This window comes from Streptomyces sp. NPDC030862 (assembly GCF_055571835.1).
The window spans coordinates 457,859-477,223 of sequence record NZ_JBVIEN010000006.1 but is presented as its reverse complement, the minus strand read 5'-3'; the positions used below and the strand labels follow the sequence as shown (position 1 = coordinate 477,223).

Here is a 19,365-nt window from a genome sequence, read left to right as displayed (position 1 = left end):
CCGCCCATTGTCCGTCACTCGCGTGGTTCTCCGGCCTGGAGGACGAGGAGGGCGAGGTCGTCGGAGACCGGCCCCTCGCCGAAGGTGTGCACGGCCTGCCGGATCCGGTCGGCGACGCCCTGGGCGGTGAGCCCGGCGCAGCCGGCGAGCGTCCGGGCGAGGCCGTCCTCGTCGTCGAACATCCGGCCGGCGCGGGAGCGCCGCTCGGTGACGCCGTCGGTGACGCACAGCAGGGTGTCGCCGGGCGCGAGGTGGAAGGTGTGGGTCTCGTACGCGACGTCGTCGATGACGCCGAGGAGCACCTGCGGCACGGCGACGGGCGACACGGTGCCGTCGGGGCGCAGGAGCAGCGGAAGCGGGTGCCCGGCGCAGGCGAGGGTGCAGCGGGCGCCGCCGCCCTCCTCCGGTGGGAGCGGCGCGAGCTCGCCGTACAGGAGGGACAGGAACCGTGACTGGGTGGGGCTGATCGGCTGCGCGTCGGGGCCCCCGGCGGCGGCGACGACCAGCGCGGCGGCCTCGGCGGCCTCGGTGGCGTCGTCGAGGAGGAGCCGGTTGAGCCGGTCGAGGACCTCGCCGACGCGGTGGCCCTCGCGGGCGAGGAGCCGCAGCCAGGGCCGGGCCAGGCCGGTGACGACGGCGGCCTCGGGGCCGCTGCCCTGGACGTCGCCGAGCATGAAGCACCAGCGGCCCGCCGCCTGGAAGACGTCGTAGAAGTCGCCGCCCGCGAGCCCGTCGTCGCTGGGCTCGTACACGACATGGCTGGCGACGCCCGGGATCTGGGCGACCTTGCTGGGCAGCAGTCCGCGCTGGAGGACGCGGCTGATGGTGGCCTGGCGCGTGTACCGGCGGGCGGCGCCGATGGCGAGTGCCACGCGGCGCGCGAAGTCCTCGATGAGGGCGGTGACCGCGTCCGGGATGCGGCTGGTGCCGCGCCGCCCGATCATCAGGGTGCCGAGCCCGCGGCCGCCCACGACGAGGCACAGGGCGAGCGCGGTGCCGTGGCCGTCGCCCGACGGGTCGGGCCACGGGACGGGCACGGGGGCGGTGTGGGCGGGGCCGGGGAGCTTCGGCGGCTCCTGCTGGAGGACCGCGCGCAGCGGCTCGATGGCGGACTCGTCGGCGTGCCAGACGCGCGCGAGGCGGGGCACGGCGGCCGCGCCGCCCTCGCCGCCGTCGCCCTCCAGCCAGAAGGCGCACCAGTCCGCGAGCCGCGGTACCAGCAGCTGTCCGGCGAGCGCGGCGACGAGGTCCTCGTCGAGCTGGCCCGCGAGGAGGTCGGACGCCTCGGCGAGGAAGGTCAGCGCGCCGCTGCCGATCCACTCCTGGTCGTCGCGGACGGCGCGGCGGGGCGCGGGGGCGAGGATCTCGGCGGCGCGCAGGCCGCGCTGGATGGCCGGCTCGGGGCCGGGCACGGGGCAGGTGTTCCAGCCGTCGAGGGGGAGGCGGGCCCAGACGGTCTTGAGGCCGGGGCGGTAGGTGATGCCCCAGCACTCGGCGAGGGCGGCGACGAGCTGGAGCCCGCGGCCGTACTCCTCCGGTCCGCCCTCCTCGTGGGCGGGGTGTTCGTTGCGGACGGTGCGGGTGGGGTGGTGGTCGGAGACTTCGAGGACCAGGGCGGCGGGCTGGTCGGCGTCGGGCTCCTCCAGCCGGAAGAGGAGCTCGACGGTGGTGCCCGCGTGGACGACGGCGTTCGTGACGAGTTCGGCGACGACGAGTACGGCGTCGTCCGCGACGCGGTCGGTGATCGCGGCGGTGGCGGGCAGCGCGAGGCCGGTCCAGTCGGCGAGCGCGGCCCGTACGAAGCGGCGTGCGGCGCCGGGGGCGAGCGGGTTGCCGGGCAGGCTGGTGCGGGCCACGGAGTGGTGGGGCGGCGGCTGCCGGGGTGGCAGATGGTCCTGCGACTCCGCGCACGCCATGGAGGCCATGGAGGCCATGGGCGTCATGGGCGTCATGGGCTCGACTGGATCCATGGGCTGGAGCGCCTGCGGCCGCTGTGCCCGCTGTGCTGGAAAGGACCCCACGTGCTCTCCTCGTCGGCTCCCGGTTCGGACACCGACAGAGTGACAGATCGAGCTCGTCCATAAGCGCCGAGTCATCGAAGTGGGCGCGGGAAGGACACGAAAAGCGGGTCCCGCCCCCGTGAAGCAAGCCCCCTCGGACGCGGAACCTACCTCTCGGCGGCGCCCAGGGCGGCCCAGGAGTCGAGGAGGAGCTCGACCGCGTCGACGACCACCTCGGCGCTGATCCGATCGGGGGTCAGGAGCCGCTGGATCAGCAGACCGTCCTCCAGGGCGTGGGCGATCAGGGCGAGCGAGGCCGGGTCGGCGGGCGGGGTGGCGATGCCGCGCCGGGACAGTTCCTGCTGGATGCCCGCCCCGATGGCGTCCCGGGCGAGCTCTTCGCGCTCGGCCAGGGGCCGGCGGAGGTCGGGGTTGCGCACCGCGTGGAGCAGGAGCTCCAGGCGGAGGGCCAGCCAGGAGGTGAGGTGCTCGGCTCGGGCCCTGTTCCAGGCGCGGAGCCGGTCCAGCACCTCGGCGAAGGAGGCGGCGTCGGCGGCCATGGCCCGCACCTCGCGCAGTTCGGCCTGGGTGCGGCGCAGGAGCAGTTCGCGTACGAGCTCGTTCTTGTCGTCGAAGTTGCCGTAGAAGGCGCCGCGGCTGAAGCCGGCTCGTTCGGCGATCTGCTCGACGGACGTGCCGTTGACGCCGCGTTCGGTGAACAGCTCGGCCGCGGCCTGCACCAGGCGGTCCCGCGTCTGCTGCCTGGTCTCCTCGCGCGTGAGGCGACGCTTCGGTGGTGCCATGGCGTGCCCTGCCCTCCGTCTCCATGGAAATCGCTGGCGCACTTCGCATACAGACCTGTATCCGTATACAGAACTGTATCCGGAGCAGAGCTGCGCCCGCAGCGCGAACCCAAGGAGCCGTCGCATGGACCGGGAACTCTGGCGCGAGGACGCCTCCGCAGTGGCGCGTGCCGTCGCGGGCGGCGAGGTCAGCGCCGTGGACGTCACCGAGGCCCATCTCGCCCGCATCGCCGCGGCCAACCCCGCGGTGAACGCGGTCACGCAGGTCCTCGCCGACAGCGCCCGCGCCGCGGCTCGGGACACCGACCGCCGCCGGGCCGCGGGCGAGCCGCTCGGCCCGCTGGCCGGCGTGCCGTTCACGGTGAAGGAGAACATCCACGTCGCCGGTTCGGCCACGACCTTCGGCGTGCCCCGGTTCCGCGGTCTCGTACCCGCCGAGGACGCGCCGCCGGTGCGCCGGCTGCGCCGGGCCGGGGCGATACCCGTCGGCCGGACCAACCTGCCCGACATGACCATCGCCGGCATGCACACCGTCAGCACGCTGTACGGCGCCACCCGCAACCCCTGGGACCCGGCCCGGACACCCGGGGGAACCAGCGGAGGCGACGGGGTCGCGGTCGCCACGGGCATGGCGCCGCTCGGACTCGGCAACGACTCGGGCGGATCGATCTGCGTTCCGGCGGCGTTCAACGGCGTGGCCGCGCTGAAGCCCTCCTACGGCAGGTTCGCGCTCGACCACCGGATCGGTCCGCAGGACCCGACGCTGTCCTCCCAGCTGTTTCCCGTCGACGCCCCGCTCGCGCGCTCGGTCGCGGACCTGCGGCTGGTGTACGAGGTCCTCGCCGGCGCCGATCCGCAGGACCCCCGCGCGGTGCCGGTCCCGCTCGACGGGCCGCCCCTCGCGCCCGGTCGCCCGGTCCGGGTCGGCGTCGTCACCGACCCGGGCGGGGGCGGCGTCCACCCGCACGTGCGGGCCGGAGTGGAGGCGGCGGCCGCGGCGCTGGAGGACGCCGGGTACGCACTGGAGGAGGTCGAGGTGCCGAGGCTGGACGAGGCCGTCGAGGCCTACCACGGGCTGATCTTCACGGAGTTCGCCCTGATGTGGCCGGCGGTGCGGGACCTGCTCACCGAGGACAGCCGGCGGCACGTGGAGTACACCCTCCAGGAGCACCCGCCCGTCGACCTCGCGGAGTACCTCCGGCTCACCGGTGTCCGCTTGGGCGTCCAGCGCGACTGGGCCCGGCTCTTCGAGCGGTTCCCGCTCGTGCTGGGGCCGGTGTCGACCGAGCCGGCGCCCTTCCCCGACACCATGCACGGCACCGTGGAGGACAACGCCCGCACGATGGCGGCGCTCCGGTTGTGCAGGGCGAACACGTTCGTCGGTACGCCGTCGGTGACGGTGCCCGTGGGCGTCGCCGACGGGCTGCCGCAGGGCGTGCAGATCGTCGGCGGGATGTACCGGGAGGACCTGTGCCTGCGGGCCGCGGCGGCCATCGAGCGGCGGCGGGGGACGTTCACACCGGTCACTCCGGTGACCGGTGTGACCGGTGCCAAGCCTGCCCCGCCGGTCACGCCGGTCACGCCTCGGCCGTAGCCCGCGCCCGCCGGAGCGGGCCCCAGCGGGCGCGGCCCGGGCGGGCCCGGGCGAGCGGGGCAGGCCCGGGCCGGCGGGGCGGGGCCGGGCGGTGGGCCCGGCAGCCGCTCACACCTCCCTGGCGCCCTCGTACATCTCCTCGATCAGGTGCTTGTACTCGCGCTCCACGACCGGCCGCTTCAGCTTGAGGCTCGGGGTGAGCTCGCCGTGCTCGATATCCAGGTCGCGAGGGAGCAGCCGGAACTTCTTGATGGTCTGCCAGCGCTGCAGCCCCTCGTTGAGCCGGTCCACGTACCCCTGCACGAGCTGGTTCACCTCGGGCCTGGCCACGAGGTCGGAGTACGACGTGCCGCTCAGGCCGTGCTCCTCGGCCCAGCCGAGGAGGGCGGGCTCGTCGAGGGCGATCAGCGCCGTGCAGTAGTTGCGGTCGGCGCCGTGGACGAGGATGTTCGAGACGTACGGGCAGACCGCCTTGAACTGGCCCTCCACCTCGGCGGGCGCGATGTACTTGCCGCCGGACGTCTTGATGAGGTCCTTCTTGCGGTCGGTGATGCGCAGGTAGCCGTCGACCGACAGCTCGCCGATGTCCCCGGTGTGCAGCCAGCCGTCCGGCTCCAGCACCTCCGCGGTCTTCTCCGGCAGCCCGTGGTAGCCCGCCATGATGCCGGGGCCGCGCAGCAGGATCTCGCCGTCGTCGGCGATGCGGACCTCGGTGCCGGGCAGCGGCTTGCCGACCGTACCGGTGCGGTACGCCTCGCCGGGGTTGACGAAGCTGGCGGCGCTGGACTCCGTCAGTCCGTACCCCTCCAGGATGTGGACGCCGGCGCCGGAGAAGAAGTAGCCGATCTCGGGCGCGAGGGCGGCCGAGCCGGAGATGGCGGCGCGCAGCCGGCCGCCGAAGGCGTCGCGGAGCTTGGAGTAGACGAGCGCGTCGGCGACCTTGTGCTTGGCGGTGAGGCCGAAGGGGGCGCTCGCGGTGCCGGTGCGGCGGAAGTTGTCCTGGGTGACCTTGGCGTACTCGCGCGCGACCCCGGCCGCCCACGTGAAGATCTTGTACTTGGCGCCGCCGCCCGCCCGCGCCTTGGCCGCGACCCCGTTGTAGACCTTCTCGAAGATGCGGGGGACTGCGGCCATGTAGGTGGGCTGGACGACCGGCAGGTTCTCGATGATCTTGTCGACGCGGCCGTCGACGGCGGTGACGTGCCCGACCTCGATCTGGCCGGAGGTCAGCACCTTGCCGAAGACGTGCGCGAGCGGCAGCCACAGGTACTGCACGTCGTCCGCCGTGATGAGGCCGGTCGCGGCGATGGCCTTGGCCATATACGACCAGTTGTCGTGCGGCAGCCGTACGCCCTTGGGGCGGCCGGTGGTGCCGGAGGTGTAGATGAGGGTGGCGAGCTGGTCGGCGCTGATCGCGGCGACCCGCTCCTTGACGGCGTCCGGGTGCTTGGCGAGGTACGCCCTGCCGCGCTCTTCGAGATCGGCGAGGGAGAGGACCCAGCCCTCGGGGTCGGCCTCGTCCACCTCCACCGCGCCGGCGTCGATGACGACGACGTGGGCGAGGTGGGGCAGGTCGGCGCGCTTGGCGCGGGCCTTGGCGAGCTGGGCGGCGTCCTCGGCGATCAGCACGCGGCTGTCGGAGTCGGCGAGGATGTACGCGGACTCGTCGGCGTTGGTCTGCGGGTAGACGGTGGTCGTGGCCGCGCCGGCGCACATCACGCCGAGGTCGGCGAGGATCCACTCGACGCGGGTGGCGGAGGCGAGCGCGACGCGCTCCTCCGGCTGGACACCCAGGTCGACGAGGCCGGCGGCGACGGCGTACACGCGGTCGGCGGCCTGCTGCCAGCTGAGGGACTTCCAGTCGTCGGGGCCCTGTCCGGAGGCCGCGGGGACGGGGTAGCGGTAGGCCTCGGCGTCCGGGGTCTTCGCAACGCGCTCAAGGAAGAGGGACGCCACGGAGGGCGGCCGGTTCTCGATCAGGGTCTTGGTGTCGCTCACGGCGTCCTCCGGGCGGCGGCTTGCGGCAGGGCTGCACGACGGGGTGGTTGTTTAACTGGCGAGTAACCCTCGGGCGGGATCAGGTTAGAGCGCTGTCGTCCGCCATGTAAGGGGCTACGGCCAGGCGCTTGATACCCGGTTCATAACGACTGTGCAGTACCTGTGCGGTCCGTGGGCACGCAAAAGCGCCCGTCCGTGAACCGAACGGGCGCTTTGGCGCACGTACCCGCGCGGGGCTGCTTCTTCGCTGCTCCCGGCTACTTCTTGCTCTTGCCGCCGGCGGACTCGTCGCTCGACAGCACCGCGATGAAGGCCTCCTGCGGCACCTCGACGGAGCCGACCATCTTCATCCGCTTCTTGCCTTCCTTCTGCTTCTCCAGCAGCTTCCGCTTACGGGAGATGTCACCGCCGTAGCACTTGGCGAGGACGTCCTTGCGGATGGCGCGGATCGTCTCGCGGGCGATGACGCGGGAGCCGATGGCCGCCTGGATCGGCACCTCGAAGGCCTGCCGCGGGATGAGCTCGCGCAGCTTGGCCACGAGCCGCACGCCGTACGCGTACGCCGCGTCCTTGTGCGTGATGGCGGAGAAGGCGTCGACCTTGTCGCCGTGCAGCAGGATGTCGACCTTGACGAGGCTGGAGGCCTGCTCGCCGGTGGGCTCGTAGTCGAGGGAGGCGTACCCGCGCGTCTTGGACTTCAGCTGGTCGAAGAAGTCGAAGACGATCTCGGCGAGGGGGAGGGTGTAGCGGATCTCGACCCGGTCCTCGGAAAGGTAGTCCATGCCGAGGAGGGTGCCGCGGCGGGTCTGGCACAGCTCCATGATGGAGCCGATGAACTCGCTGGGGGCGAGGATGGTGGCGCGTACGACCGGCTCGTACACCTCGCTGATCTTGCCCTCGGGGAACTCGCTCGGGTTGGTGACCGTGTGCTCGGTGCCGTCCTCCATGAGGACGCGGTACACCACGTTGGGCGCGGTGGCGATGAGGTCGAGGCCGAACTCGCGCTCCAGCCGCTCACGGATCACGTCGAGGTGGAGCAGGCCGAGGAAGCCGACGCGGAAGCCGAAGCCGAGCGCGGCGGACGTCTCCGGCTCGTAGACGAGCGCGGCGTCGTTGAGCTGCAGCTTGTCGAGGGCGTCGCGCAGCTCGGGGTAGTCGGAGCCGTCCAGCGGATACAGGCCCGAGAAGACCATCGGCTTCGGGTCCTTGTAACCGCCGAGGGCCTCGGTGGCGCCCTTGTGCAGGGTGGTGATGGTGTCACCGACCTTGGACTGCCGGACGTCCTTCACACCCGTGATCAGGTAGCCGACCTCGCCGACGCCGAGGCCGTCCGCCGGGAGCATCTCGGGCGAGTTCGTGCCGATCTCCAGCAGCTCGTGGGTCGCGTTGGTCGACATCATGCGGATGCGCTCGCGCTTGTTGAGCTGTCCGTCGATGACACGGACGTACGTCACGACGCCACGGTACGAGTCGTAGACCGAGTCGAAGATCATCGCGCGGGCGGGGGCGTCGGCGACGCCGACCGGCGCCGGGACATCCTTGACCACGCGGTCGAGCAGCGCCTCGACGCCGAGACCGGTCTTGGCGGACACCCGCAGGACGTCGTCGGGCTCGCAGCCCACCAGGTTCGCCAGCTCCTCGGCGAACTTCTCCGGCTGGGCGGCCGGCAGGTCGATCTTGTTGAGCACCGGGACGATGGTGAGGTCGTTCTCCATCGCGAGGTAGAGGTTCGCGAGGGTCTGCGCCTCGATGCCCTGGGCGGCGTCGACGAGCAGGACGGTGCCCTCGCAGGCGGCCAGGGACCGCGACACCTCGTACGTGAAGTCGACGTGGCCGGGGGTGTCGATCATGTTGAGGATGTGGGTGCTGCCCTGACCGGGGCCCGTGGTCGGGGCCCACGGCAGACGCACAGCCTGGGACTTGATCGTGATGCCGCGCTCGCGCTCGATATCCATGCGGTCGAGGTACTGAGCGCGCATCTGCCGCTGCTCGACCACACCGGTCAGCTGGAGCATCCGGTCGGCGAGGGTCGACTTGCCGTGGTCGATGTGCGCGATGATGCAGAAGTTGCGGATCAGCGCCGGGTCGGTACGGCTCGGCTCGGGCACGTGGGTAGGGGTCGCGGGCACGCAGGGTCCTGATTCTCGAGACGCTGGCGTCTCTGCTCGGGTCGACGTCGGATCGATACGTAGGTTCCATGGTCCCACGGACGGGGACGGGCGCTCGGTTTGGGCCGCTCGGAGCACGACTGGTACCGTGGGCAGCTGTGTCTCATAGCCCTCTCAGCATTGAGGCACTCCTCTAAGAAATCCTTACGAACCTGAAAAGGCTCTTTCGTGGCGAACATCAAGTCCCAGATCAAGCGGAACAAGACGAACGAGAAGGCGCGCCTGCGCAACAAGGCCGTCAAGTCGTCGCTCAAGACCGCGATCCGCAAGGCCCGTGAGGCTGCCGCCGCGGGTGACGTCGAGAAGGCCACCGTGGCCGCTCGCGAGGCCGCCCGCAAGCTCGACAAGGCCGTCTCGAAGGGTGTCATCCACAAGAACGCCGCCGCCAACAAGAAGTCGGCGCTGGCTGCCAAGGTTGCCTCCCTCCAGGGCTGAGCTTTCTGCTCTTGATCCATCCTGATTCACCCTGATCCCGCGGGATCAGCCGCCGGAAGGGACCCAAGCGGGCCCTCTCATCCGCTCCCGACCGGCACCCCGGGACCGTACGCGGCCTGCGTTCGCCACGCGGGTACGGACCCAGCATCGTGATCCGAAGGCCCCGGCCTCGGTCCTTCCCCAGGACCGCGGCCGGGGCCTTCGGCGTACCGGGACGCGGGGTTCCCTCTACGTACGGGGCGCGCGGGGCTTTTTGGACCGGGGTGGGCCGGGGGTGGGCCGGGCCGGGGCTGACCCGCCCTCCGGCGGTCCACCGCCCCCGGCGGGTCAGCCGTGCCGGGTCAGTCGTGTCGGGTCAGCCGCGGCGGGAGCGGGCCGCGCGGGCGATGGCGACGACCGCTTTCTCCAGGGCGTACTCCGGGTCGTCCCCGCCGCCCTTGACCCCGGCGTCCGCCTCCGCGATCGCTCGGAGCGCCACGGCCACGCCGTCCGGCGTCCAGCCGCGCATCTGCTGCCGCACGCGGTCGATCTTCCAGGGCGGCATGCCGAGCTCGCGGGCGAGGTCGGCGGGGCGGCCGCCCCGCGCCGAGGACAGCTTGCCGATGGCGCGCACGCCCTGCGCCAGGGCGCTGGTGATCAGCACGGGCGCGACGCCCGTCGCGAGCGACCAGCGCAGGGCCTCCAGGGCCTCGGCCGCCCGGCCCTCCACCGCCCGGTCGGCGACGTTGAAGCTGGAGGCCTCCGCACGGCCGGTGTAGTACCGGCCGACGACCGCCTCGTCGATCGTGCCCTCGACGTCCGCGGTGAGCTGCGACACCGCGGAGGCGAGCTCCCGCAGGTCGCTGCCGATCGCGTCGACGAGCGCCTGGCACGCCTCGGGCGTCGCCGACCTGCCCAGCGCGCGGAACTCGCCGCGCACGAACGTCAGACGCTCCGCGGGCTTGGTGGTCTTCGGGCAGGCGACCTCGCGTGCCCCTGCCTTGCGTGCCGCGTCGAGCAGGCCCTTGCCCTTGGCACCGCCGGCGTGGACCAGAACGAGGGTGATGTCCTCCTCGACGGGCGCCCCGAGGTAGGTCTTGACGTCCTTGACCGAGTCGGCGGAGAGGTCGTGCGCGTTCCGCACGATCAGCACCTTGCGCTCGGCGAAGAGCGACGGGCTCGTCAGCTCGGCGAGCATGCCCGGCTGGAGCTGGTCGGCGGTGAGGTCGCGGACGTCCGTGTCGGCGTCGGCGGCACGGGCGGCCGCCACCACCTGCTGCACCGCGCGGTCCAGGAGCAGCTCCTCCTGGCCCACGGCCAGGGTGACGGGGGCGAGGGGGTCGTCGGTCGCGTTCTTTCTGGTGGCCATCGCGAACCAGGATCGCACGCGCCACCGACAACCCGTCCCCGCCCGGCCCCTCCCGCGGCCGCGCCTACGGCGCCCTCTACAGGTCCGTCTCCGGCCCCGTCTACTGCTCCCTCCACGGCTCCGTCTACGGCTCCTCGCGCCAGCCGTCCCACTCGGCCGCGAAGTCGTCCAGCTCGGCCGCAGCGAGCCGGGCCTCCGGGTCCTCGACGACCACCAGCCACTGCGCGTCCTCGGCGTCGTCCTCGCCGGCCAGCGCGTCCCGTACCAACTGCGGCTCCTCGTGGAGCCCGAACCGGTCGCCGAGAGCCTCGGCCACCTCCTCCGCGGCATCCCGGTCGGGCAGCACCAGCACATGTCTCACATCGTTCACAGGACCATTGTTCAATGCCGGTTCCGGGCCGTGGCCCGCAGGTCCCGCCCGGTGCCGGTGACCGCGATCGGGCCGTCCAAGTCGGTGCGCAGCACCACCGCTCCCCCGTCACGCAGGGCGGCGACCGTACGCGGTGACGGATGGCCGTAGTCGTTGTCCCGGCCTGCCGACACCAGGGCGAGCCGGGGCCGGACGCGGTCCATCAGGCGTGGGTCCTGATGGGACGAGCCATGGTGGGCGACCTTGAGCACGTCGACGGGCGGCAGGTCCGGGTGGGCCCGCAAAAGGCCCCGCTGTGCGGGCGGTTCGAGGTCGCCGAGGAGAAGCAGGGTCACCTGGGAGCCTCCTGTCCCGGCGCGGACGAGCAGCGTGACGCTGGCGTCGTTGGGCCCCTCGGGGTCCGGGCCGGGCCGGGCTCCCGGCCACAGCACGCGCCATTCCAGGGCGCCGGTCCGGCGCCGCTCCCCCGGTACCGCAGGTATGACGGGCACCCCGGCGGCGCGGGCCGTCCGGTAGACGAACGCGGCCTGGCCCGCCGGTTCCCGGAGGCTCGTCGTCTGGACGGCACCGACTTCGCGCCCCCGCAGCACCCCGGGCAGTCCGGCGACATGGTCGGCGTGGAAGTGGGTGAGCACCACGAGCGGTACGCGGCTCACAGCGAGGTCGCGCAGGCACCGGTCCACGGGCCGCGGGTCGGGTCCCGCGTCCACCACCACGCCCGCGCCCGGACCGGCCGCGAGCACCATCGCATCACCCTGCCCGACGTCGCACATCGCGTAGAGCCAGCCCGGCGGCGGCCATCCGGTGACGAGCCGGGTCAGCGGGGGCGGCCGCACCACCGCGAGCAGCAGCAGCGCCGCGCAGGCGGCGGCCACGAGCGAGCGGTACGGCACCCTCCGGGCCAGCAGCAGGGCCGCACCGGTGGCGGCGGCGAGCAGCAGTCCACCCCGCCAGCCACCCGGCCAGCCGGCCTCCGCCCCGGGCAGCGCGGCCCCGGCGCGGGCGACGGAGGCGATCCACCCGGCCGGCCACCCCGCGCACTCGGCGAGCAGCCGGGCCACCGGCATCGCCACGGGTGCCGCGGCGAGCGCGGCGAAGCCGAGGACGGTCGCCGGGGCCACCGCGAGCTCGGCGACCAGGTTGCAGGGGATCGCCACCAGGCTGACCCGGGCCGCGAAGACCACCACCACGGGCGCGCACACGGCCTGGGCCGCCGCGGTCGCGGCCAGCGCCTCTGCGATGCGGGACGGCACCCGGCGCCGCCGCAGCGCGGTGCTCCAGCGTGGGGCGAGGGTGAGCAGGGACCCGGTCGCCAGCACGGACAGCAGGAAGCCGTAACTGCGCGCCAGCCACGGGTCGTACAGCACCAGCAGCAGCACCGCGGCGGCCAGGGCGGGGATGAGGGATCTGCGGCGCCCGGTCCCGATGGCGAGCAGCGTGATCAGTCCGCAGGCGGCGGCGCGCAGCACGCTCGGGTCGGGCCGGCAGACCACGACGAAGGCGAGCGTGAGCGCCCCGCCGATGAGCGCGGTCGCCCGCAGCCCGAGCCCCAACCGGGGTGCCAGCCCGCCGCGCTCCGCCCTCAGCGCCGAGCCCGGCCTGCCGATGAGCAGCAGCAGCGCGACGCTGAGGTTGCTGCCGGAGACGGCGAGCAGGTGCGTGAGGTCGGTCGCCCGGAAGGCGTCGTACAGCTCGGGCGGGATGCGGGAGGTATCCCCGACGACCAGGCCGGGCAGCAACGCGCGGGCGTCGGGCGCCAACCCGTCCGTCGCCGTGCGCAGGCCCGCGCGCAGCTTCCCGGCGGTGCGCTGGAGCGCGTTCGGCGGCCCGGTCACGCGCGGTGGCCCGGTGCCGACGCGCACGACGGCCGCGAACCGGTCCGCCGTGCGCTGCGGCGGGGCCAGCCGCGCGGCCACGCGCACCCCGGTGGAGGGCAGCAGCCGCTGCCACCCGGCTTCGACGGGTGCGATCAGCAGCACGGGGGTGCGGATCCTGGTGGCGCCGCCGCCGGTCACCGTGACGCGTGTCGCCTCGCCGTCGAGGACGACCGAGCCTGTCCCGGCCGGGCCGCCGACCCGCCGCACCGGGCGCGGGTCGGAGGTGACCGTGACGTCGAGGGTGACGCGCGCGTACTCCCGCGCCAGCCCCGGCAGTGGCCCCCGCCGCAGATCGGCGCCGTGAAGGCCGGCCGATGCCGCGCCTGCGGCGCCGCACAGCAGGACGGCGGCGCACGCGGTGACGTTCGCACGCCACCGCCCACCGGGCGACGAGCGCGCGCGCCGCTGTCGACGTACCGTCACGCGGGCGAGCAGCCCGAGCGCCGCCGCGACGCCGACGGCCACTCCCGCGACGGTCCACCATCCCGGCGCACCGACCGCGAGGGCCGCCGCCACCCACGCGGCCAGGGCCGGAGGCACGAGCCGCAGGTCGGCAGGCTCTTCCTGGCGCGGGTCGGCGGCACCGAGCGGGTGGCCGGACGCGGCGTGGACCGGCGCGCGGGCCGGGGCGGTCCCGGGGGTCATGGCCGTACCAGGGGCTGGAGGTCCGAGAACCGGCGGTCGCCGATCCCGTTGACCTCGCGGAGCTCATCGACCGACCGGAAGCCCCCGTGCCGGGTGCGGTAGTCGACGATGTGCTGGGCCAGTACGGGCCCGACGCCGGGCAGCGCGTCCAGCTGTTCGACGGTGGCGGTGTTGAGGCTCACGGGCCCCGCACCCGCCGCACCCGCTTGACCGGAGGCGCCGCCCGGGCCGGGACCGGGTGCCGGTCCGGCCGGCGCGGGGGTGACGCCCACGAGCACCTGCTCGCCGTCCATCAGCAGGCGCGCCCGGTTGAGGCCGGAGACGTCCGTGCCCGGCCGGACCCCGCCCGCCGCGTGCAGCGCGTCGGCGACGCGCGACCCGGCGGGCAGCCGCAGTACGCCGGGCCGCCGCACCTTGCCGCTCACGTCGACGACCACGGCCGGGGGCGAGGCGGTCGGCACCGGCGGGCCGGCCGTTCCAGTCGTCGGGGCGGCCGCCGGCTCCGCCGCCCCGACGACTTCGGGAGCGTGCACGGCCTCCGGCCGCCCGGCCCAGAAGTACCGTCCGGCCACGAGGGCCGCCACGACCAGTACCACCGCGAGCGCGGCGAGCGCCCTGGGCTCGACCCCGCACCGCAGTTGCAGCCACAGCGGTAAGCGGTCGCGCAGCGCGGGCCACCACCGCTCGCGTGCTCCTCGCGCTTCCGCCGTCGCCGTCCCCGTCTCCGGCTCCGTCTCCGTCCCCGCCCCGGTCCCCATCCCCGCCCCCGTCCCCGGTGCGTCCGGTCCGGCCGCGGCGGGGGCCGCACCCGGAGGTGGGGGCATCGCGTACGCCGCCGTACCGTCGAAGGCCCCCGTACCGTCGAAGAGCGCCTCCGCACGTTGGCGGGGTGCCGTGGCCGCATGCCCGTCGTGGGCCTGTCGCCGTACCCGGCCGCGGGCGCGGGCGTGGACACGAGCGCGCCCGCGGGCACGGCTCCGTCCGTCTGATCCCGGCATCCGCCCGGGCCCGCTCGTCGCGAGACTCGTCACTGTGCGTGTTCGGTTCGTCATGGCGCAACACGGTACGCACATACGCCCGAACCTGCCGAGCAGCCCCAAAAGTGGTGGATAACCCAGGAGTTGTGGAAAAACCGCTCACCCGAACGAGCGACGTCCGAGCCTGCTCGCCGTCACCGCGACACCGTCACCGCGACGACGTCACCAGGACGCCGTCACCACGACGAGACGACCACGCCCAGCAGCCCCGGCCCGGTGTGCGCACCGATCACCGCGCCCACCTCGCTGACGTGCAGCTCGGCGAGGTCGGGGATCCGTCGGCGCAGCCGGTCCGCCAGTGCGGCGGCCCGTTCCGGGGCCGCCAGGTGGTGAACGGCGATGTCCACCCGGCTCGCGCCCGCCCGGTCGGCGGCGATCTCCTCCAGCCTGGCGATGGCCTTCGACGCCGTGCGCACCTTCTCGCGTAGCTCGATCCGGCCGCCCTCCAGCTCCAGCAGCGGCTTGACGGCGAGCGCCGAGCCCAGCAGTGCCTGGGCCGCGCCGATGCGGCCGCCCCGGCGCAGGTAGTCGAGGGTGTCGACGTAGAAGTAGGCGGAGGTCCCGGCGGCCCGCTTCTCGGCGGCCGCGACCGCGTCGTCCAGCGTGCCGCCCGCCTCCGCCGCCTCGGCGGCCGCGAGTGCGCAGAAGCCGAGCGCCATGGCGACCATGCCGGTGTCGACCACCCGCACCGGCACCGGGGCGTCCTTCGCCGCCAGGACGGCCGCGTCGTACGTGCCCGAGAACTCGGCCGACAGGTGCAGGGACACGATTCCGTCGGCGCCTCGCTCGGCGGCCGCCCGGTACGCCGCCGCGAACGTCTCGGGGCTCGGCCGAGAGGTGGTCACGGAGCGCCGCTTCTGCAGGGCGAGGGCGAGGGAGCGGGCCGAGATCTCGGTGCCCTCCTCAAGGGCCTGGTCGCCGAGTACGACGGTCAGCGGCACCGCTGCGATGCCGTGCCGCTCCATCGTCTGCGGCGGCAGGTAGGCCGTGGAATCGGTGACGATAGCGACATGGCGGGACATGAGCGGGAGGTTACCCGCAGGCGGGCGTCCCATGGCAGTCCGCCCCCGCCGCCGTGCTCGGTTCGGGTCAGTTCGTGGTCTCGGGCCGGGTGGACTTCTGCCATGAATAGGGGTGCGGCTGCCGGGGGTCGCGCGCCGTGATCGCCGGCCGCTCACCCTGGCCCGACGCAGCGCCGCCGTTCGCCTGCGCCGGGGGCGCCTCCGGCCACGTCAGGTCGTCCCCACCGTCACCGGCGCCCCGGCCATCCCGGCCGTCCGCACCGCGCACGGTCCGCGCCGACGACGACTCCGCCGTCACCGGGGGCTCCGCCGACCAGTGCCGCAGCGCGCCGGCCTCGATGTCGATCTGGGCGCTCAACGTCTCCAGCTCGTCGTCGGCGAACCTCCGCGCCCGGTCCCGGGCCGCCCACCGCAGGGAGTCGGCCGAGTCCGTGATCCGCTGCGTACGCTCCCGCAGGCCCGGCAGCTGTTCGGCGACCCTGGACCGGTCCGGGTCGCGCTCCATGCGCCGCAGGTCCTCGTCCAGCTCGTGCCCGTGCGCGCTGAGCCGCCGGAACAGCTCCAGCGACTCCTTGACCGAGGCGTCCTCCCGCGCGGTCGCCTCCAGCGCCTCCTGGGTGGCACGCATCGACGTGCGCAGCTTCAGCCGCAGCTGCGCCAGCTCGCCTACGACGCCGCCCTGTCCGTAGCTCTTGGCGCGCAGGGTGGTGTCCTCGACGGTGCGCCGCGCCTGGGTGATCGTCCGGTCGACGCCGCGCTTGACGCCCTTGACCACCTTGACGGACACGTACACGCCCAGCGCGACGAAGGCGACGAAGAGCAGCGCCAGGATCAGGATCGCGGCTTCCATGAAGTCCCCTCGGTTTCGGTGCCGGACGCTCGCGCCCGTGTTCCTCCACGGTAAACGGAACAGGCAGGTCGGGGGTTCCATCGAAACCCCCAACCTGCCCGTAAGGGAAACCACCCAGGCGTTATGCCCGGAACGCGCTACGCCGGGACGATGTTCACCAGCTTCGGCGCCCGCGCGATCACCTTGCGGATGTCCGCGCCGCCCAGCGCCGCGACGACCGCCGGGTCGGCCAGGGCCAGCGCCTCCAGCTCGGCGTCGGTGATGGACGGGGAGACCTCCAGCCGCGCCTTGACCTTGCCCTTGATCTGGACGACGCAGGTGACGGTCTCGTCCACGACGTACGCCGGGTCGGCCACCGGGAAGTCCTGGTGGACCACGGAGTCGGTGTGGCCCAGCCGGTGCCACAGCTCCTCGGCGATGTGCGGCGCCAGCGGGGCGATCAGCAGCACCAGCCGCTCGGCGATGGAACGCGGCACCGGGGCGCCCGACTTGGTCAGGTGGTTGTTCAGCTCGGTGACCTTGGCGATCGCCGTGTTGAACCGCATCGCGGCCATGTCCTGGGACACGCCGTCGATGGCCTTGTGCAGGGCGCGCAGCGTGTCCTCGTCGGGCTCGGCGTCGACGACGGTGACCTCGCCGGTCGCCTCGTCCACGATGTTGCGCCACAGCCGCTGCAGCAGCCGGTACTGGCCCACCACCGCGCGCGTGTCCCAGGGGCGGGAGACGTCCAGCGGGCCCATGGCCATCTCGTACAGGCGCAGGGTGTCGGCGCCGTACTCGGCGCAGATCTCGTCCGGGGTGACGGCGTTCTTCAGAGACTTGCCCATCTTGCCCAGGACGCGGCTGACCTTCTCGCCCTGGTACCAGAAGGCACCGTCCCGCTCCTCGACCTCGGCGGCCGGTACGGCGATGCCGCGCGCGTCCCGGTAGACGAAGGCCTGGATCATGCCCTGGTTGTACAGCTTGTGGAAGGGCTCGGCCGACGAGACGTGGCCCAGGTCGTACAGCACCTTGGACCAGAACCGGGCGTACAGCAGGTGCAGTACGGCGTGCTCGGCGCCGCCCACGTACAGGTCGACACCGCCGTGCGGCTGTCCCTCGCGCGGGCCCATCCAGTACTGCTCGATCGCCGGGTCGACCAGCGCGGAGTCGTTGTGCGGGTCCAGGTAGCGCAGCTCGTACCAGCAGGAACCGGCCCAGTTGGGCATGGTGTTGGTCTCGCGGCGGTACTTCTTCGGGCCGTCGCCCAGGTCCAGGGTGACGTTGACCCAGTCATCGTTGCGCGACAGGGGCGTCTCGGGCTGGGTGTCGGCGTCGTCCGGGTCGAAGGTGCGCGGCGAGTAGTCGTCGACCTCGGGCAGCTCCAGCGGCAGCATCGACTCGGGCAGCGCGTGCGCCACGCCGTCCTCGTCGTAGACGATCGGGAAGGGCTCGCCCCAGTACCGCTGACGGCTGAACAGCCAGTCGCGCAGCCGGAAGTTGACGGTGCCCTCGCCGATGCCCTTCTCGGACAGCCACTCGGTGATGCGGGCCTTGGCGTCGACGACACCCAGGCCGTCCAGCGAGACGTCGTCGTTCGACGAGTTGACGAGGGTCGCGTCGTACGAGTCGAAGGCGTCGTCCCACGTGGACGGGTCGGTGCCGCGCTCGTCGGAGGGCTGGACGACACAGCGCATGGGCAGGTCGAAGGCGCGCGCGAAGGCGAAGTCACGGCTGTCGTGCGCCGGGACGGCCATGATGGCGCCGGTTCCGTAGCCCATCAGGACGTAGTCGGCGATGAAGACGGGGACCTGCTCGCCACTGACCGGGTTGGTGGCGTACGCGCCGGTGAAGACGCCGGTCTTCTCCTTGGCCTCGGCCTGGCGCTCGACGTCGGACTTGGCGGCGGCCTGCTTGCGGTAGGCGTCGACGGCCAGGGCCGGGGTCGCGTGACCGCCCGTCCACAGGGCGTGGGTGCCGGCCGGCCAGGCCTCCGGGACGATCTTGCCGACCAGCTCGTGCTCGGGCGCCAGCACCATGTAGGTGGCGCCGAACAGGGTGTCCGGGCGGGTGGTGAAGACGGTGATGGCGTCCTCGCCGACGGCGAAGTCGACGCGTGCGCCCTCGGAGCGGCCGATCCAGTTGCGCTGCTGCAGCTTGATGGCCTCGGGCCAGTCCAGCGCGTCCAGATCGTCCAGCAGCCGGTCGGCGTAGGCGGTGATGCGCATGTTCCACTGGCGCAGCTTCGCCTTGAAGACCGGGTAGTTGCCGCGCTCGGAGCGGCCGTCGGCCGTCACCTCCTCATTGGCCAGGACGGTGCCCAGGCCGGGGCACCAGTTGACCGGCGCGTCGGAGGCGTACGCCAGCCGGTAGCCGCTCAGGACGTCGGCGCGCTCGGCGGCGGTCAGCTCGCTCCACGCGCGCTTGGAGCCGGGGACGGAGCCCGGTACGGCGCGCTCGCCGCTCTCGAACTGGGCGACCAGGTCGGCGATCGGGCGGGCCTTCTTCGCCTCCTCGTCGTACCAGGAGTTGAAGATCTGCAGGAAGATCCACTGGGTCCACTTGTAGTAGTCCGGGTCGATCGTCGCGAAGGACCGGCGCTTGTCGTGGCCCAGGCCCAGCCGGCGCAGCTGGACCTTCATGTTCTCGATGTTCGCCTCGGTCGACACACGCGGGTGGGTGCCGGTCTGGACGGCGTACTGCTCGGCCGGCAGGCCGAAGGCGTCGAAGCCCAGCGTGTGCAGGACGTTGTGACCGGTCATGCGCTGGTGGCGGGCGTAGACGTCGGTGGCGATGTAGCCCAGGGGGTGCCCGACGTGCAGGCCCGCGCCCGAGGGGTACGGGAACATGTCCATGATGAACTTCTTGGGGCGGGCGACGACGGCCGGGTCACCGGCCAGATCCCCGCTCGGGTTCGGCGCCTCGTACGTGCCCTCGGCGTCCCAGAAGTCCTGCCAGCGTGCCTCGATGTCGGCGGCCATGGCCGCCGTGTAACGATGCGGGGCTGCTGCCTCGGCAGCAGAATTCGTCTCGCTCATGATCCTTAAAGCTCCATCGATCGTCGTCTCTGCCACGAAATGAAAAATCCCCTCGCACAGGAGGGGACGCCGCGCCGATTCCGACCGGATTCATCAACCGTCGGGACTGATCAGCGCGGCTCGCTAAGCAGAAGGCGTACGGCACGCATGGCGCCAGGGTACCGCAGGGCCCGGACGGGCCGCACCGAGGTTCCGCCGTGT

General features: G+C 73.1%; 13 protein-coding genes. 2 read left to right on the top strand and 11 right to left on the bottom strand.

The features are described 5' to 3' along the window. Window positions 1-14 precede the first annotated feature (14 nt). The gene (locus ACZ42X_RS19230) at window positions 15-1,916 is read right to left on the bottom strand and encodes a SpoIIE family protein phosphatase (RefSeq protein ID WP_468291245.1); all 1,902 of its coding nucleotides are present in this window, start codon (window positions 1,914-1,916) and stop codon (window positions 15-17) included. 251 nt (window positions 1,917-2,167) lie between these two features. Continuing rightward, the gene (locus ACZ42X_RS19225; RefSeq protein WP_468291108.1) at window positions 2,168-2,803 is read right to left on the bottom strand and encodes a TetR/AcrR family transcriptional regulator; all 636 of its coding nucleotides are present in this window, start codon (window positions 2,801-2,803) and stop codon (window positions 2,168-2,170) included. A 124-nt stretch (window positions 2,804-2,927) separates the two neighbouring features. On the opposite strand from ACZ42X_RS19225, the gene ACZ42X_RS19220 reads away from it, so the two are divergent. Beyond that, window positions 2,928-4,397 (top strand): amidase, encoded by a 1,470-nt coding sequence (locus ACZ42X_RS19220; protein ID WP_468291106.1) that lies wholly within the window; start codon window positions 2,928-2,930, stop codon window positions 4,395-4,397. Window positions 4,398-4,505: 108 nt separating this feature from the next. On the opposite strand, the gene ACZ42X_RS19215 is transcribed toward ACZ42X_RS19220, so the two are convergent. After that, a complete protein-coding gene (locus tag ACZ42X_RS19215) occupies window positions 4,506-6,395 on the bottom strand; it encodes an AMP-dependent synthetase/ligase (RefSeq protein ID WP_468291103.1) in 1,890 nt (629 codons plus the stop codon). A gap of 257 nt (window positions 6,396-6,652) precedes the next feature. Next, window positions 6,653-8,524 (bottom strand): translation elongation factor 4, encoded by a 1,872-nt coding sequence (gene lepA / locus ACZ42X_RS19210; protein WP_468291100.1) that lies wholly within the window; start codon window positions 8,522-8,524, stop codon window positions 6,653-6,655. Between the two features lie 207 nt (window positions 8,525-8,731). Between lepA and rpsT the strand changes: the two genes are divergently transcribed. Beyond that, window positions 8,732-8,998 (top strand): 30S ribosomal protein S20, encoded by a 267-nt coding sequence (rpsT, locus tag ACZ42X_RS19205; protein WP_355355943.1) that lies wholly within the window; start codon window positions 8,732-8,734, stop codon window positions 8,996-8,998. A gap of 355 nt (window positions 8,999-9,353) precedes the next feature. Here the strand turns inward: rpsT and holA are convergent, their stop codons facing one another. From holA to leuS, 7 genes are all read right to left on the bottom strand, one after another. Continuing rightward, entirely contained in the window at window positions 9,354-10,346 is a 993-nt protein-coding gene (holA, locus tag ACZ42X_RS19200) for a DNA polymerase III subunit delta (protein WP_361413618.1), read from the bottom strand. 124 nt (window positions 10,347-10,470) lie between these two features. Further along, window positions 10,471-10,716, bottom strand: coding sequence for a hypothetical protein (locus tag ACZ42X_RS19195; RefSeq protein WP_468291097.1), 246 nt, complete (start codon window positions 10,714-10,716; stop codon window positions 10,471-10,473). A gap of 11 nt (window positions 10,717-10,727) precedes the next feature. After that, window positions 10,728-13,238, bottom strand: a complete 2,511-nt coding sequence (locus ACZ42X_RS19190) for a ComEC/Rec2 family competence protein (protein WP_468291094.1) — start codon at window positions 13,236-13,238, stop codon at window positions 10,728-10,730. Continuing rightward, on the bottom strand, window positions 13,235-13,996 hold the full coding sequence (locus ACZ42X_RS19185) for a ComEA family DNA-binding protein (RefSeq protein WP_468291091.1): 762 nt from the start codon (window positions 13,994-13,996) through the stop codon (window positions 13,235-13,237). Before ACZ42X_RS19185 ends, ACZ42X_RS19190 begins: the two co-directional genes overlap by 4 nt. Window positions 13,997-14,451: 455 nt before the next feature. Next, window positions 14,452-15,297 (bottom strand): DegV family protein, encoded by an 846-nt coding sequence (locus ACZ42X_RS19180; RefSeq protein ID WP_361413606.1) that lies wholly within the window; start codon window positions 15,295-15,297, stop codon window positions 14,452-14,454. A 67-nt stretch (window positions 15,298-15,364) separates the two neighbouring features. Further along, a complete protein-coding gene (locus tag ACZ42X_RS19175) occupies window positions 15,365-16,147 on the bottom strand; it encodes a hypothetical protein (RefSeq protein ID WP_468291088.1) in 783 nt (260 codons plus the stop codon). Between the two features lie 137 nt (window positions 16,148-16,284). Then, the gene (gene leuS / locus ACZ42X_RS19170) at window positions 16,285-19,164 is read right to left on the bottom strand and encodes a leucine--tRNA ligase (protein WP_468291086.1); all 2,880 of its coding nucleotides are present in this window, start codon (window positions 19,162-19,164) and stop codon (window positions 16,285-16,287) included. Window positions 19,165-19,365: the final 201 nt, after the last annotated feature.

Bases quoted from the DNA above. Each gene is read 5' to 3' on its own strand.
- ACZ42X_RS19185 (WP_468291091.1), bottom strand. From the start codon at position 13,996: ATGGGGACCGGGGCGGGGACGGAGACGGAGCCGGAGACGGGGACGGCG.
- holA (WP_361413618.1), bottom strand. From the start codon at position 10,346: ATGGCCACCAGAAAGAACGCGACCGACGACCCCCTCGCCCCCGTCACC.
- ACZ42X_RS19230 (WP_468291245.1), bottom strand. From the start codon at position 1,916: ATGGCGTGCGCGGAGTCGCAGGACCATCTGCCACCCCGGCAGCCGCCG.
- ACZ42X_RS19175 (WP_468291088.1), bottom strand. From the start codon at position 16,147: ATGGAAGCCGCGATCCTGATCCTGGCGCTGCTCTTCGTCGCCTTCGTC.
- ACZ42X_RS19190 (WP_468291094.1), bottom strand. From the start codon at position 13,238: ATGACCCCCGGGACCGCCCCGGCCCGCGCGCCGGTCCACGCCGCGTCC.
- ACZ42X_RS19225 (WP_468291108.1), bottom strand. From the start codon at position 2,803: ATGGCACCACCGAAGCGTCGCCTCACGCGCGAGGAGACCAGGCAGCAG.
- ACZ42X_RS19180 (WP_361413606.1), bottom strand. From the start codon at position 15,297: ATGTCCCGCCATGTCGCTATCGTCACCGATTCCACGGCCTACCTGCCG.
- ACZ42X_RS19220 (WP_468291106.1), top strand. From the start codon at position 2,928: ATGGACCGGGAACTCTGGCGCGAGGACGCCTCCGCAGTGGCGCGTGCC.
- leuS (WP_468291086.1), bottom strand. From the start codon at position 19,164: ATGAGCGAGACGAATTCTGCTGCCGAGGCAGCAGCCCCGCATCGTTAC.